Annotated in this window: 13 protein-coding genes; 6 read left to right on the forward strand and 7 right to left on the reverse strand. The window is 63.8% G+C overall.

The genetic code is table 11. From position 1 onward, the window contains the following. Positions 1-11 precede the first annotated feature (11 nt). Complete coding sequence (locus MUB46_RS05860) at positions 12-410, reverse strand: AtuA-related protein (RefSeq protein WP_315902709.1); 399 nt, start codon at positions 408-410, stop codon at positions 12-14. Continuing rightward, on the reverse strand, positions 403-1695 hold the full coding sequence (locus MUB46_RS05865) for an acyclic terpene utilization AtuA family protein (protein ID WP_261614940.1): 1293 nt from the start codon (positions 1693-1695) through the stop codon (positions 403-405). The genes MUB46_RS05860 and MUB46_RS05865 overlap by 8 nt, the downstream gene beginning before the upstream one ends. Before the next feature lie 99 nt (positions 1696-1794). Between MUB46_RS05865 and MUB46_RS05870 the strand changes: the two genes are divergently transcribed. The 6 genes from MUB46_RS05870 to MUB46_RS05895 all read left to right on the forward strand — a co-directional run bounded on the left by MUB46_RS05870 (position 1795) and on the right by MUB46_RS05895 (position 8464). Continuing rightward, the gene (locus tag MUB46_RS05870) at positions 1795-2745 is read left to right on the forward strand and encodes a LysR family transcriptional regulator (RefSeq protein WP_261614941.1); all 951 of its coding nucleotides are present in this window, start codon (positions 1795-1797) and stop codon (positions 2743-2745) included. 268 nt (positions 2746-3013) lie between these two features. After that, positions 3014-4075, forward strand: a complete 1062-nt coding sequence (locus MUB46_RS05875) for a TRAP transporter substrate-binding protein (RefSeq protein WP_261614942.1) — start codon at positions 3014-3016, stop codon at positions 4073-4075. A 96-nt stretch (positions 4076-4171) separates the two neighbouring features. Further along, the gene (locus MUB46_RS05880; RefSeq protein WP_261614943.1) at positions 4172-4642 is read left to right on the forward strand and encodes a TRAP transporter small permease; all 471 of its coding nucleotides are present in this window, start codon (positions 4172-4174) and stop codon (positions 4640-4642) included. 1 nt (position 4643) lies between these two features. Next, on the forward strand, positions 4644-5936 hold the full coding sequence (locus tag MUB46_RS05885) for a TRAP transporter large permease (protein ID WP_261614944.1): 1293 nt from the start codon (positions 4644-4646) through the stop codon (positions 5934-5936). Between the two features lie 7 nt (positions 5937-5943). After that, positions 5944-7548, forward strand: coding sequence for a GMC family oxidoreductase (locus tag MUB46_RS05890; RefSeq protein ID WP_261614945.1), 1605 nt, complete (start codon positions 5944-5946; stop codon positions 7546-7548). 31 nt (positions 7549-7579) lie between these two features. Then, positions 7580-8464, forward strand: a complete 885-nt coding sequence (locus tag MUB46_RS05895; protein ID WP_261614946.1) for an SMP-30/gluconolactonase/LRE family protein — start codon at positions 7580-7582, stop codon at positions 8462-8464. Positions 8465-8530: 66 nt separating this feature from the next. Here MUB46_RS05895 and MUB46_RS05900 read toward each other — a convergent pair whose 3' ends face one another. From MUB46_RS05900 to MUB46_RS05920, 5 genes are read right to left on the reverse strand one after another with little or no spacing between them, the layout of a single operon-like run. Continuing rightward, positions 8531-9283, reverse strand: a complete 753-nt coding sequence (locus tag MUB46_RS05900) for an SDR family NAD(P)-dependent oxidoreductase (protein WP_261614947.1) — start codon at positions 9281-9283, stop codon at positions 8531-8533. A 53-nt stretch (positions 9284-9336) separates the two neighbouring features. Next, positions 9337-10905: a sulfatase-like hydrolase/transferase gene (locus tag MUB46_RS05905; RefSeq protein ID WP_261614948.1), complete on the reverse strand. Its 1569-nt coding sequence runs from the start codon at positions 10903-10905 to the stop codon at positions 9337-9339. Then, on the reverse strand, positions 10826-12097 hold the full coding sequence (locus MUB46_RS05910; protein ID WP_261614949.1) for an ABC transporter substrate-binding protein: 1272 nt from the start codon (positions 12095-12097) through the stop codon (positions 10826-10828). Before MUB46_RS05910 ends, MUB46_RS05905 begins: the two co-directional genes overlap by 80 nt. Before the next feature lie 28 nt (positions 12098-12125). After that, on the reverse strand, positions 12126-12983 hold the full coding sequence (locus MUB46_RS05915; RefSeq protein ID WP_261614950.1) for a carbohydrate ABC transporter permease: 858 nt from the start codon (positions 12981-12983) through the stop codon (positions 12126-12128). Then, entirely contained in the window at positions 12980-13870 is an 891-nt protein-coding gene (locus MUB46_RS05920; RefSeq protein WP_261614951.1) for a carbohydrate ABC transporter permease, read from the reverse strand. Before MUB46_RS05920 ends, MUB46_RS05915 begins: the two co-directional genes overlap by 4 nt.

Here is a 13870-nt window from a genome sequence, read left to right on the forward strand (position 1 = left end):
CAGCTAGGTGACTATTTGGAACTGGTGTCTTCGGCGCGCCGGTCTTCCGCGTTCCGGGCGGCGGCGGGATGGTCCTGCGGGACCTCGACCGTCATCGCCAGCAACGTGCCGCTCTTGGCCTTGCCGTGGGTGTCGAGCGTCAGCGCCTTGCTGACGCCGCCCGCCAGGGCCTGTTCGAGTACGAAATTGTAGGCACCGAGGCGCGGCAGGTCGTAGCGCCGCACGGCCCCTTTGACGTCGTCGCCGAAATGCGCGGCCACCCGTTCCGGCGTGGCCTGCTCGCCGATCAGCGCGTAGTCGGCCCGGTCGTAGGCGATCACGCAGATGCTCAGCGTGTCGCCCTTGTCGCCGGCGCGCGCATGGGCCAGGTCGTAGAGCGGCAGTGCAACCTTGGACTCTGTCTCAGGCATCGATCATCTCCACGGAGACGGACACGGTGTCGCGGGGGATAAGGGTGCTGACGATCTCGAGGGACCGGCGGACCACGGCGCGGGCACCGCCGCCACCGGCCGGGCCGTTGGTGTAGAGCGCCTCGACCTCGGCGGCGAGAATGTCGGCCTGCTGGGTATCGCGCACCCGCGCGCACATGTGCAGCCGCACGTCGTCGGTTCCGTATCGCGTGAACCAGATATCCCGCGCCTTGCCGCGAAGGATCAGCTTGAAGCGCTTGCGCAGGATGTCTTCGGCCAGCGCGGCGCGCTCGAGCGCGCCGGGACCGTGATAGGAAATGCCGCCTTCGACGAGATAGCCGTTCTCCAGCGCCACCAGAACCTTCAGCGTCTCCGGCGCGGGCCGGCCGGCGATACCGGTGACGTGGACGCCGTCCTGCGCCTCGTCGACTTCCGCCTGGCTCAGGTCGATGACGGCGTCGGGCGTCAGGTACTGCGAGGGGTCGTGCACCTCGTAGAGGAGCTGCTCGGTCACCGTGCGGCGATCGACGATGCCACCGGTCTCCGACGGCTTGGAAATGACGATGCGGCCGTCGCGATGGACTTCGGCGATCGGGTAGCCGACGGTCTCGAGATCCGGCACGGTCTTGTTGACGGCATCGGCGAAATAGCCGCCGGTCGCCTGGGCGCCGCATTCGACGAGATGGCCGGCGACGAGGCCGCGCGCGGCCAGATCGAAGTCCGTGGGCGACCAGCCGAGCGCGTGGCGCACCGGGCCGAGCACCAGCGCCGGATCGGCGACGCGGCCGGTAATCACGACATGCGCCCCGTCGGCGAGGCAGCGCTCGATGCCCTCGGAGCCGAGATAGGCATGCGCGGAAATGCAGCCGCGGCCGATCTCGCTGAGCCGCACGCCATACTCCGGGATCATGACGTCGTCGCGCAGGATCGCCGCGCGCACGTCGTCACCGGTCACCACGCCGATACGGCACGGAATGTCGCGGCGCGCCCGGGTCTCGGCGACGCGCTTCGCCGCCCCGAGCGGGTCCACACCGCCGCCATTGGTGATGATGCCGATGCCCTTTTCGAGGCATTCGGGAAGATAGCGGTCCAGGCGGTGCAGCAGGCTGGGAAAAAAGCCGTCGCGGCCGATTTCCTGGGCGCCCTGCAGGATGGCGAGCGTCCGCTCGGCCAGCATTTCCAGAATGATGTAATCGACGGAGCCATTCCTGATCAGGGGCCCCAACGCGTCGATCCGGTCGGACGCAAACCCCGCGCCGCCACCGATACGTACCGAATTGCGCACTCTCAAGCCATCCGCTTCGGGTTTCAGGTGGCGGGAAATTGACATAGCCGCCTTTACAAGTTAACGCCATGAATATCGATATATTGATAGGTAAAGCCTATGAGCCTGAGCGTTCAGCACATGCGATGGGTGGTCGCAGCCGCGGACTTCGGCGGATTCAGCCGGGCGGCCCGGCATCTGGGCATCAGCCAGCCGTCGCTGAGCGCCGTCATACAGGCCACCGAGGAGAAGTTCGGGGCACGGCTATTCGACAGAACCACGCGCTACATCGGCCCCACTGCCTTCGGCGACCTGATCGTGTCGCGCATGCGGGCTGTAATCGCGGAATATGACGCGATGTTGAAGGACATCGAAGCGTTCCGCGACAGCCGGCTCGGCAATCTCGAAATCGCGTGCCTGTCGTCGCTGGCCATCTCGGTGGTGCCGCACGCCGTCCGGCGGCTGAAGGAGCGCTATCCGTCGATCCGGCTCGTGATCAACGAGGCCAATTCCGGCGGCGTCGCCCAGCAGGTCCGTGAGGGGACCGTGGACATGGGCATCTGCGCCGACACGCTGGCCTACGACGACCTGCTGTTCACGCCGCTCGCGGTCGAACGACTGGGCGTCTTCTATTCGCGGATCCACTTTCCGGAAATCCGCAGGCTGACCTGGCGAAAGGCGCTGACGCTGCCGCGCATCGCGATGACCGAGCGCACCGGCATCCCATCCCTGCTCGACAAGCATCTGCCAAAGTATCCCGACACCATTCCACCGGTCGTCGAGGTGACCAATCTCGCGACGATGCACACCATGGTGCGCGACGGCATCGGCATCGGCATCCTGCCGTCCTTCGCGCTGCGCGTGGATGACGGCGACGGCCTCGCCGTCCAGTACCTGGAGGATCCGGTCATCGACCGCAGGATCGGCGCGGTGAGCCGCCGCGGGCGAACCCGTTCGCCGAGCGCGCAGGTCTTCGCCGACATCCTGCATGGCCTGCTGAAGGAAACGCAGCCGGCCTTCGACCCGCCCGGGCCGGGTCAGCGCGTCGCCATGCTGAGGGCCGGCGATTAGGGCCGGCGGACCTAACGCCGCGGCCCCGCTTCGGCCGTGACAGCGGCCGCGTTTCGCGCATCGCCCGGATGCGCTCTCGACGGCGCCTCGACGAACGCCCCGATCCCCCGGATCTCACCGGCGTCCTTCCCCGTCCATTTGCGACAGACCTCCCGCACGATATGGCTGGTTCCAGTGGCCTTCGGCGCAAGCCGGGAGGACACGACGCGCCGGACACGCCACTGTTGATTTGGACCCCGTAAGATGATATATGAAATTTAATTCATATATGAACGCCCATGAACGGGCGCAGCTGCTGGACAGCAAGTGGGAGGAAGCCATGAAGTCACGTCGGAGTGCAGCGTGCGGAGCGCTGTTTGCATTGGCCTGGAGCGCCGCGACAGTCCTGTCCGCACCCGCGGCACAAGCCGAAACACTGCGATTGGCCCATATCTACCAGCCGGATTCACCCAGCGGCGTCGGCTTCGCGAAATTTGCCGAACTGGCCAAAACCTACACCGACGGAAACATCGAAATTAAGCTGTTCCCGGCAGGTCAGATGGGGGGCATGCGGGATATCTTCACCAGCCTCAAATCGGGCGCCCTGGACCTTTCCGTGGTGGCGTTCCCCATCCTGGCCGACGCGGTTCCCGAATACGCGGTCATCACATCGGGCTATACCTTCCGCGACAAGGATCACCTGAACGCGGTTCTGAACAATGCCGATCTCGGCGGTGCGTGGAAGGCCAAGCTGGAGGAGAAAACGGGCGTAAAGCTCCTCGGCTCCTACTACTACGGGACGCGCGTCGTCAGCGTCGCCGACAAGCCGTTCAGCACCCCCGCCGAGGCGGCCGGTCTGAAGATCAGGGCCGTGCCCAATCCGATGTCTCTGGCGGTCATTCGCGGCCTGGGTGCGAACCCCACTCCGATGCCGTTCTCGGAAGTCTTCATCGCATTGAACCAAGGCGTGATCGACGGGCAGGAAAATCCCTATCCGACGATCTGGGCGCAGAAATTCTACGAAGTGCAGAACTACATCGTCGAAACCAATCACCAGATCAATTTCGCTGGATTCGGAGTCACGGCCCGCAAATGGAATGCGCTGTCTGCCGAAGATCAACAGGCGCTACAGCGCGCGGCAGACGAAGCACTGGTCCTGGCGAGCGAGACCGCGGAAGAGTACGAAACCCAGCTCCGTGAGCAACTGACCGAGAAGGGCGTGACAATCATCCCGGCCAGCGACCTGGACCTCGACACGTTCCGGGATTCGGTTCTGATCGAAGTCGCGAAAGAGTTCGAAGGCAAGGTGTGGCCCGAAGGACTTCTCGAGCAGATTTCCGCTGTACAGTAGTCCGATCCACGCCGCGGCAGCCCTGCATGCAGGACGTCAGGAACGGGCTGCCGCCCTCCAGATCCGGACCTTCCCCCAGCGATGCAGAGATCAAGTATGATTGCAGCGGCAAAGGATTTTGCCGGCAAATGCGACAGGGCGTTCCTGCGTCTGTCGGTGGCGGCGTTTGTTCTTCTGGCCTTCCTTCAGATTACGACACGCTACTTCTTCAACGCCCCCCTGCAATGGACCGAGGAAGTCGCGGTCATCGTGCTCACATGGATGACCTATGTCGGCGCCTGGGTGTTGCTGCGGACGGACAGCCACGTCCGGCTCGAGATCGTCGACAGCGTCCTGCCGGCGCGCGCGGTGCGGGTCGTCCACCTGGTGTGTGACGTCGTGGTCCTCGCGACACTGCTTGTGGTCATTTATGCCGGCTTTCAACTCCTTCCGAATCTTGTCTACGACAAGACGCCCGCCCTTCAGCTCTCCTATGCCGTCGTCTTCTCGATAATCCCGATCTCGTGCGTCGTCATGGCGGTGCAGACGACCGCCAAGATCGTCTCGACCCTCAGCGGGCGTCGCTAGAATGGTGCTCGACTATCAACTTGTCCTCCTTGTCGGCGCCAGCCTCGTCGTCATCCTGTTGGGCCTGCCCGTCGCGTTTTCGATGCTGGCATGCTCTATCGTCTATCTCTGGATGAACGACTTCCCGCTCAGCGTCACTGTGCAGCAGCTGGGCTACTCCCTGGACAAGTTCACCTTCCTCGCCGTGCCCCTGTTCATGCTGGCCGGCCTTTTGATGAACGCCGGAAAGGTCACCGACCGGATCTTCGATTTCGCCAATGCCCTGGTCGGGCGCGTGCCCGGCGGTCTGGGTCACGTCAATGTCGTGGCCAGCCTGATCTTCTCCGGCATGTCCGGGTCGGTTCTCGCCGATGTCGCGGGACTGGGCGCGATGGAAGTCAAAGCCATGCGCGACAAGGGCTATGACACGAACTACTCCGTGGGGATCACGCTGGCGTCCTCGGCAATCGGGCCAATGTTTCCGCCCAGCGTGTCGATGGTCCTGTTCGGCGTTGTCGCCAACGTCTCGATCACCGGCATGTTCCTGGGCGGCGTGCTGCCGGGCATCCTGATCGCCCTCTGCCTCATGGTGTACATCTTCGCCGTCGCTATCCGTCGCAACTACTACACCAGCCGATGGGCCGGCTGGCCGGTGCTTACCCTCACCTTTCTGGGTGCCGTGCCGGCCCTGCTGACGCCGGTGATCGTCGTCGGCGGCATGATCCTGGGTATCTTCAGCCCGACCGAGGCCGCGACGGTCGCCGCGCTCTATGCCCTGTTTCTCAGCGGGCTGTTCTACCGCGAGCTCAGCTTCGCCGCGCTCTCCACGGTGCTGCTGGAAACAGCCCTGTCCACGGCCAAGCTGATGTTCATCATCGCATCCGCCCTCCTGTTTGGTTGGGTGCTGACGATCGGCGAACTGCCGCAGTTCCTGGCCAACACGCTTCAGCACCTGTTTCCCCAGCAGTGGGCATTCGTCCTCGCCATCATCGTCGTGTTTCTGGTGCTCGGCGCCGTGATGGAAAACGCGATCCTGCTGCTTGTCCTCGCGCCGATGCTGTTGCCGATCGCCCGCGACGGCTACGGAATGGATCCGATCCATATCGGCGTGGTGATGGTTTTCGCCAATATGATTGGCCAGTACACGCCGCCGCTCGGCCTGTCCCTGTTCGTCATGCGCGACGTAACGGGACTGAGCCTGGCGCAGATCTCGCGGGCGGTCGCGCCATTCCTCGTTCCGCTCGTCGCGGCGCTTGTCCTGATGGCCTACATCCCGCAGATCGTGGTCTGGCTTCCCCATCGGCTGGGATACTGACCGCGCGATGACGGAGAGCTTCGACTACATCGTTATCGGCGGCGGGACCGCGGGCTGTGTTCTCGCCAACCGGCTGAGCGCCGACCCAGGGACGACGGTTCTCCTGCTGGAAGCGGGGAAACGATCCCGCAGCATCTGGACCAGAATACCGGCGGGATATTTCAAGACGGTCTTCAACCGCTCGCTCGGCTGGGGTTATCGGACGCAGCCGGAAGGCGCGCTCAACGACCGGGAACTGTCGTGGCCGCGCGGCAAGCTGCTGGGCGGCACGGGCGCGATCAACGGCATGGTCTATATCCGCGGCCAGGCCGAAGACTTCGACGGCTGGGCACGCGCGGGAAACACGGGATGGGCCTACGAAGACCTGTTGCCCTATTTCCGCCGGAGCGAACGGCAGGCTAGCCGAAACCGGCCCCTGGCGGACTGCTGGCATGGACGGGGCGGCGAGATGACGGTGTCCGACTATCCCGACCGCCACCCGCTATGCGCCGCGTTCATCGCGGCAGCCGGAGACTGCGGCATTCAGGAAACCACCGATTTCAACGGCGCCGACCAGCTCGGCGCGGGATACTATCAGATCACCACACGGCATGGCCTGCGCGCCGACACGGCCGCGGCGTTCCTGCGGCCGGTCGAGGCCCGCAAGAACCTGACGGTGCGATGCAACAGGACCGTCACGCGCATCGTGACGGAAGACGGCACGGCCAGAACGGTGATCTACCGCCAGGCTGGCGGCGCGGTACGCGTCAACGCCAGGAAGGAAATCATTCTGGCCGCGGGGGCGATCAATTCACCGCAGATCCTTCAGCTATCCGGGATCGGCGAGCCGGCGCATCTGAAGTCCGCCGGCGTCGGCGTCGTCAAGGCGCTGCCCGGCGTCGGGCGCAACCTTCAGGATCACCTGCAGGCGCAGCTGGTGTATCGCTGCCTGCGCCCCGTCAGCCTGAATGACGAGATAAACAGGTTCTGGGGCAAGGCCCGCCTCGCCGCACGCTACCTGCGAACGCGCAGCGGCCCCATGGCGGGCGGCCCGGCGCCGGCGGGCGCCTTCGCCTGCTCGGAAACAGGACGCGACCGGCCGGACGTGCAGTTCCATTTCCTGCCCGTCAGCATGGCCCGGCCCGGGATCATAGACCGGTTCTCCGGGTTCTCCTTCAATGTCTGCCAATTGCGCCCGCAAAGCCGCGGCAGCGTCCGGATCGGCTCGGCGAACCCGCTCGAACCACCGCTGATCCAGGCGAACTATCTGACGGAGGAGATAGATCGGGTCACGCTGATCGCGGGCCTTCGCCTGGGCCGGCGCATCGCATCGGCACCAGCCCTCTCAGACTTTTGCGGCGAAGAAGTCAGGCCCAGTCGGGACGCCGACACGGATCAACGACTGCTCGATTACATCAGATCGACGGCCAGCAGCCTCTATCATCCCGCCGGGACCTGCCAGATGGGCAACGGGCCCGATGCTGTCGTCGACGGCGAACTCAGGGTGCATGGTGTCGGGGGATTGCGGGTCGCGGACGCATCGATCATGCCGACGCTGACATCCGGCAACACCAATGCGCCCACCGTGATGATCGCCGAAAAGGCCGCGGACCTGATCCTGGCGACCCATTGAAAGCGAGCAGGCATAGAGTTCGGCAGCGCCAATGACACAAGATAGATCCGACGCATGGCCGGTGCTTCGCACACAGGCCCAGCTGGGCGAGGGACCGGTCTGGTGCGGGCGGCGAAACCGGCTGTTCTGGACGGATATCCTGGGTCAGAGCTTCAGCCAGTTTGACCCGACAACCGGACAGAACACCACAATCACACTGGACGATCCGCTGTGCGCTTTCGCGCTGATGGCCGATGGCCGGTTTCTTTGCGCCTTTGCACACTGCATCGCGATCATGGACGCCACCGGGGGCCGCGAGCCGGCCTTGTACAGATTGACCGGCGAAGATCCCGCCAACCGTTTCAACGACGGGAAATGCGATGCGCGCGGACGGTTCTGGATCGGAACGATGAATACGCAGGGCAAGCGAGGCCTGGGCGCCCTCTATCGTTTCGATCCGGATGGAACGCTGCATCGCATGTGGGACGGCCTGAGCACATCGAACGGGCTGGGATGGAGCCCCGATGGGCACGTCTTCTATCTGACCGACAGTCCGACCGGACAGATTCACGCCTTCGATTTCGATCCCGACCAGGGGCGGATCTCGCGCCAGCGCTGCTTCGCCAGGATACCGGCCGATATCGGCCGCCCCGACGGGCTGTGCGTGGATACGCGGGGCTACGTCTGGAGCGCGATTTGGGACGGCGCCCGCGTTCTGCGTTTCGCACCTGACGGCACCATCGACCGGGAAATCCATCTCCCTGTCCCCCGCCCTACCAGCGTGGCGTTCGGTGGCCCCGGGCTGACGCGGCTCTACGTGACGTCGTGCCGTGGCGGACTGGACGCCGCGACGTTGGAACGCCATCCGCTGTCGGGGTCCCTCTTCGCCCTCGATCCCGGCGTGCAAGGCAGGCCGGAGCCGCTGGCCGCGTTCTGATCCGGCGGCCACATGTCCATCCATCGACCGGAAACCGGCACCGGCTCTTCGCCGCGCCTGGAAATCCTATCTGCGGGCGAGCGAATAGACCTGGCTGTTGGGGCCTTTGCCGGGATAGGCGGCCAGAAAGACGAGCATCTCCGTCACATCCTCCGGGTCCTTGACCCACTCGGCCGGGTTGTTGAACGGCGAGTTCGGGTCGGCGGGATCGTAATTGGCCTGTGTCTGCCTGGTTCTGACCGGTCCGGGAATGAACTCATTCACGGTGATGTTGTCGTCGACAAGTTCCAAAGCCGCGGTCTTCGCGACAATGCGTGCCGCCGCCTTTCCCGCACAGTACGAGGCGTTGTTTCTGGACGGATAGTGCGCCATCGCCGATCCGGTATAGATGATCCGCCCGCCGCCCCGTTTGCGCATCAACGGCACAACGGTCTGAATGCCCAGAAAGACCGGTAGCACGTTCAGATCCAGCGCCGCACGCCAGTCGCCGACGTCGCTGTCCACAAGGCTTGCCTGCTGCACGTTCCCGCCGGCGTTCAGAAAGGCGAGATCGAGCCCGCCGAACTCACGGTCGACCACCCGACCAAGCGCGGCCATCTGGTCGGCATCGGTGCCATCCGCGGGCACGGACAGAGCCGACCCACCGGCCCCGGTAATTCGCTCAACAACGGCGTCCAGATCGTGCCGGCCGCGTGCCGAGCAGATGACCCTGCACCCCAGTTGGCCAAGCCGCAGCGCCAACGCGGCGCCGATACCCGAACTCGCTCCGGTCACGAGGGCGATCTTGCCCCTCAAGGATTCAAACATGGTCTCTGTCATTTTGGGCTTCTGCCGTACTTGGGTGGCGATCCTGGGTGACGAGCGCTGTCGGGCTATCGGGCAGGCAGGGCCTCGAAACTGTGAAGCGGATCGTCGATGGTCCGACGATCGTGCTCGACACTCTCGAACCAGGTTTCCAGTTCACCTAGGAGGCGATGAACGATACCCGGCTGCTCGTCCGCCAGATTGAACTGCTCTGCGGGATCCTGCGAAAGATTGTACAACTCCGGTTTCTCACCGGCGGGATGCCTCAGGTTCGGCACCGGCAGGATGTCCCGAACGGATCCCGGCGCCTCGCGCTCGGCGATGTCTGCCTCGATGAAGGCCCGCGTACGCCGCTCGTCTTCGTCCGACACATAGAGGTCGGGGTTCTGGTAGTACCGGGTCCCGGAGATCATCGGCCGGACGAGCTTCCAGTCGCCGTCGCGGACGGCCGCGTTGGTCTCGATGTTCGGGTAATAGAAATTCCACTGCCAGAACCGGCGCGGCGGCGTTTGCAGGCTTTGCCCGCTCAACTGATCCGTCAGGTCATGCCCGTCCAGCGGACATCGTCCGACGTTGTCGATGCCGCACATGCGCAGCAGAGTCGGATACCAGTCGGTGAAATGCGCGAGTTCGTGGTTCATCCGATCGGCCGGCAGCTTCGCTGGATGCCGGATCACCATCGGCACGCGTATTCCGCCCTCGTATACCCAGCCCTTGGACCCTCTCAATCCGGCATTGAACCTCTCGTTGAACGTCGGCTCACCAGGTTTCATCATGAACGGCGGATTGAAGAAGGCCGGGCCGTTGTCGCTTGTGAACAGGACGATCGTATTCTCCGCGAGCCCCGTGGCATCCAGCTTGTCCAGGACGCGGCCGATCCCCCGGTCCATGACCTCGATCATCGCGTAGGTGGTCGCCGTGATCCGGCCGAAGCCACGCTCGAGATAGCGATCGATGATGTCCTGCGGCGCCTGAAACGGCGAATGCGGCGCGGTATAGGCCAGCATCAGGAAGAACGGGTCCGCCTGATGCCGGTCGACGAAATCGCAGGCCTCCCTCGTCAGAACGTCGGTCAGGTACTCTCCGGTACCCTTGAGGGTCCCGTCGTTCTGGCGCAGGTGCCAGTCATAGTAGTCCGACCAGCCGCCGCAGAAGCCGGTGAATTCCTGGAACCCGCGTGCGGTGGGTTCGAACCGGCGATCGAGCGATCCGTTATGCCATTTGCCGACCAGACCGGTGCGATAGCCCGCGGCCGTGAAGCAATCGGCGATGGTGGTTTCGCGCAGGGCGATCCGGTCGAGCCCGAACAGGTCATGCTGGGTGATGGCTCCTGACCGGTGCGGGTACCGCCCGGTCAGGAGCGCAGCACGAGACGGCGAGCAGATGGGCGAACCCGAGTAGTGCTGCTGCATGCAGACGCCGTCCTCAACCAGTCGGTCCAGATTCGGCGTCGACACACGACCCTCACTAAAGAGCCCGAAATCCCCGTACCCCATGTCATCCGCAACGATGAGGAGCACGTTAGGCTTCTGGGGTGCATTCATCTGCCCAAGCTCCTCAGTCTCTCGACAGCAGGCGGTCGATAGACTTGTCGGCGGCCGCCAGCGCCTCGGACACGTCGCCGCCGTCGACGACATTCTGCAGCTGTGGCGCGATCTGGCTCATGACCGCGTTGAACTTGGCGTTCTTCCACGGATTGTCGTGGGTGTAGCTCAGCGCATTCACGAAAAGCTGCGAATACGGATCGGCACCCACGGCCCCCTGCTTCAGCAAGGGCACGCTGCCCGTGGGCAGCTGGCCATTGATGTCGTAGTACATGGTGGTGATCTCATCGTTGAAGATCAGGAGCTGCAGCAGCTTGGCCGTGAGTTCCTTGTCCTTGGCCTGCGACGACATCGCAATTTCGTGAGGGTTGCCGATGGTCTTGCGGGTGCCGTCCGGCGCCTTGGGCATTTCCATCACCCAGACGTCGCCATCCGGTGCGACCTCGAGCGCGCCGCCCGAGATGTTCTTGATCAGTCCGCGACCCCACGGGCCCTCGAGGATGAAGCCCGCGTGGCCGGTGCCGAACGTGTTGCGCGACTCGCTGTAGCCGTGCCCCTTGGGGCTGCATCCGGCCTCGGTTATGTCCTGGATCCACTCGAAAGCGGCCTTCGCCTCGGGCGTATTGATGTCGATCTCGCCGTCTTTATGGATGTCGCCACCAAATCCGTAGATGACCGGAATGGCCCATTGCGCCGAGTTCGGGCTCTGGTTGGTCCGCAGGGCAATGCCATAGATCTTGGCGCCGTTCTTGTCCGGCAACGCGCAGATCTTCATGATCGCGTCCTTGAACTCGGGCCAGGTCTGCGGCGGATTCTCCGGGTCGAGCCCGGCCTCGATCATCAGGTTGCGATTGAAGTGCGGCTGGATCGGTCCCGGCACCCAAGGCAGGGCGTATAGCTTGCCGTCGACCGAAACGGCATCGCGCAGAGCCTCGGGGATGGTGGCGAGCTGCTCTTCGGTGAAGTAGTCGTTCAGCGGCTCGAGCCCGCCGATCTCCTGCATTGCGGGCACCCAACCGGCAACGAGATGCAGCGCGTCGGCGGGGTTGCCGGCCAGCGTCGTCACGGTCGCCTGGTTCAGCGCCTCGCTGTACTGCGTATCCACGACCTTGAGTTCGGCGCCGGTGCGGGCCTTGAATTCGTCCTGCAACCGCTGGACCAGGTCCGCGTTCTTGTCGTACGTGCCCAGCCAGCCCGAATAGGTGACGGAGTCTTCGGCAGACGCCGGGGCCGCCAGCCCTGCCGCCACGACGGCAGCCATCATCATCGTCCTATGCATCGTCATAGTTCCCCTCCTTCGAAGCTGAAGATCCTCACTTAAGGGCTCCGGTGGTCATGCCCTTCAGAACCGCTTTCTGCGTCACGGCAAACAGCAGGAACACAGGCAGCGTCACCAGCACGGCGAGCGCCATCATCTCCGACCAATCCCCTTCGAATTCGCCGAGGAAGGTAAGCGTGATGCCGGCCGGCAAGGTTCGCAGTTCGGGGGAAGACACGAAGGTCATCCCCATGATGAGCTCGTTCCAGGATGTGACGAAGACAAAGATGCCGGAGGCCGCCAGTCCAGGCCGGATGATCGGCAGGACCACGTGCATCAACACCTTGAACGGGCTCGCGCCATCCAACAGCGCGGCCTCTTCCATGTCCTCCGGGATCTGGTTGATGAAGTTGGTCAGCAACCACACCGAGATCGGCAAACCGGTGGCCGCGGTGCCCAGGATCAACGCCCAATAGGTGTCCAGCAGCCCGAGTTTGAGGAACGTGCCGTACATGGTGATCATGAGCAGGGGCACGGGGAACGCCATGGCCGCCAGAAAGAACAGCAGCAGGAGGTTCTTGTTTCGGAACGCGAACCGTGAGATCGCGTAGGCGCACAAGGCCCCGGCAAACGTCGACAGAACCGCCGAGCCCGCGCTGACGATGATGCTGTTGAGGAAGAACCGGAACAGCCTCGGGTCGGACTGGCTGTAATAGTTTTCCAGCGTGAAGCGCTCGGGCCAGAATTGCGGCGGGACGACGAAGATATCCTCGAGCGGCTTGAACGAGGTCACGACCAGCCAGTAGATCGGCAGCAGGAGAAGACCGAAGGCGGCGACGGCCAGCGTGTAGGTTGCCAGCGTGCTTATGACCTTGCCGCCGTCGAACCGCGCGGATATCGCAGGCGCGCTCATTTCCCGTACTCTTTCTTGATTCCGAATTTCAGGAACGCCCACGCGATCAGCATCAGGAACGCGAGCCAAAGCGTCCCGGCCGCAGAGGCGAGCGCGAAATCCCAGTTCTCGAAGGCCAGCTTGTAGGTGAAAAGGCTCAGCACCATCGTGGCGTTGGACGGCCCGCCCTGCGTCAGCACGAGGGGCATCGTCATCTCCTGGAAAAAGCGGACCGCATCCAGAAGCAGCGCCACCATCAGGACATTGCGCACCATCGGCACGACGACATGGCGCAGCCGGCTGAAGAACCCGGCGCCGTCCAGTTCGGCCGCATCAAGAACTTCCTTCGAGATCGACTGCAGCGCGGCAAGCGCGATGACCATGAGGAAGGGAATGGACCGCCACGTGAACCCGGCGATGATCACCCATTTCGCGCCGGTCGCATCGAACAGCAGGTCCGCGTTGCGCTCGGTCAGGCCCGACGCCGTGATCAGCGAATTGACCAGCCCGTAATCCTTGTTGAACATCCACCCCCACAGCAGGGTGATGCAGATCCACGGGACGACCCAAATCTGGAAGACCAGAGAGCGCAGGACCGTTGCGCCGCGCCTGATGCCGAAGTGCAGCAGCAGCGCCATCATGAATCCGAGCATTACCGCGAGCACGGATGAGACGAAGACGATATAGCTGGTGCTGAAGGCCGAGGCGAAAAACACATCGTCTTCAAGAAGATAGGTATAGTTCTCGAAGCCCACGAACTGCGGCACCGAGCGACGCAGGGGACTGGCATCGGTGAAGCTGAGATAAACGCCGTTGATCACAGGGTAGATGATCAGCAGGCCGACGATCGTCACGGCTGGAAGGACCAGTGCCAGGAAGAAGCCGAAATCGCGCTTGATCTGGTACAT

The sequence above is a fragment of the Microbaculum marinisediminis genome (assembly GCF_025397915.1).
Taxonomy (GTDB): domain Bacteria; phylum Pseudomonadota; class Alphaproteobacteria; order Rhizobiales; family Tepidamorphaceae; genus Microbaculum; species Microbaculum marinisediminis.

Bases quoted from the DNA above. Each gene is read 5' to 3' on its own strand.
- MUB46_RS05860 (WP_315902709.1), bottom strand. From the start codon at position 410: ATGCCTGAGACAGAGTCCAAGGTTGCACTGCCGCTCTACGACCTGGCC.
- MUB46_RS05870 (WP_261614941.1), top strand. From the start codon at position 1,795: ATGAGCCTGAGCGTTCAGCACATGCGATGGGTGGTCGCAGCCGCGGAC.
- MUB46_RS05875 (WP_261614942.1), top strand. From the start codon at position 3,014: ATGAACGCCCATGAACGGGCGCAGCTGCTGGACAGCAAGTGGGAGGAA.
- MUB46_RS05880 (WP_261614943.1), top strand. From the start codon at position 4,172: ATGATTGCAGCGGCAAAGGATTTTGCCGGCAAATGCGACAGGGCGTTC.
- MUB46_RS05885 (WP_261614944.1), top strand. From the start codon at position 4,644: ATGGTGCTCGACTATCAACTTGTCCTCCTTGTCGGCGCCAGCCTCGTC.
- MUB46_RS05890 (WP_261614945.1), top strand. From the start codon at position 5,944: ATGACGGAGAGCTTCGACTACATCGTTATCGGCGGCGGGACCGCGGGC.
- MUB46_RS05895 (WP_261614946.1), top strand. From the start codon at position 7,580: ATGACACAAGATAGATCCGACGCATGGCCGGTGCTTCGCACACAGGCC.
- MUB46_RS05900 (WP_261614947.1), bottom strand. From the start codon at position 9,283: ATGACAGAGACCATGTTTGAATCCTTGAGGGGCAAGATCGCCCTCGTG.
- MUB46_RS05905 (WP_261614948.1), bottom strand. From the start codon at position 10,905: ATGTCGTCGACGGCGGCGACGTGTCCGAGGCGCTGGCGGCCGCCGACA.
- MUB46_RS05910 (WP_261614949.1), bottom strand. From the start codon at position 12,097: ATGACGATGCATAGGACGATGATGATGGCTGCCGTCGTGGCGGCAGGG.
- MUB46_RS05915 (WP_261614950.1), bottom strand. From the start codon at position 12,983: ATGAGCGCGCCTGCGATATCCGCGCGGTTCGACGGCGGCAAGGTCATA.
- MUB46_RS05920 (WP_261614951.1), bottom strand. From the start codon at position 13,870: ATGTACCAGATCAAGCGCGATTTCGGCTTCTTCCTGGCACTGGTCCTT.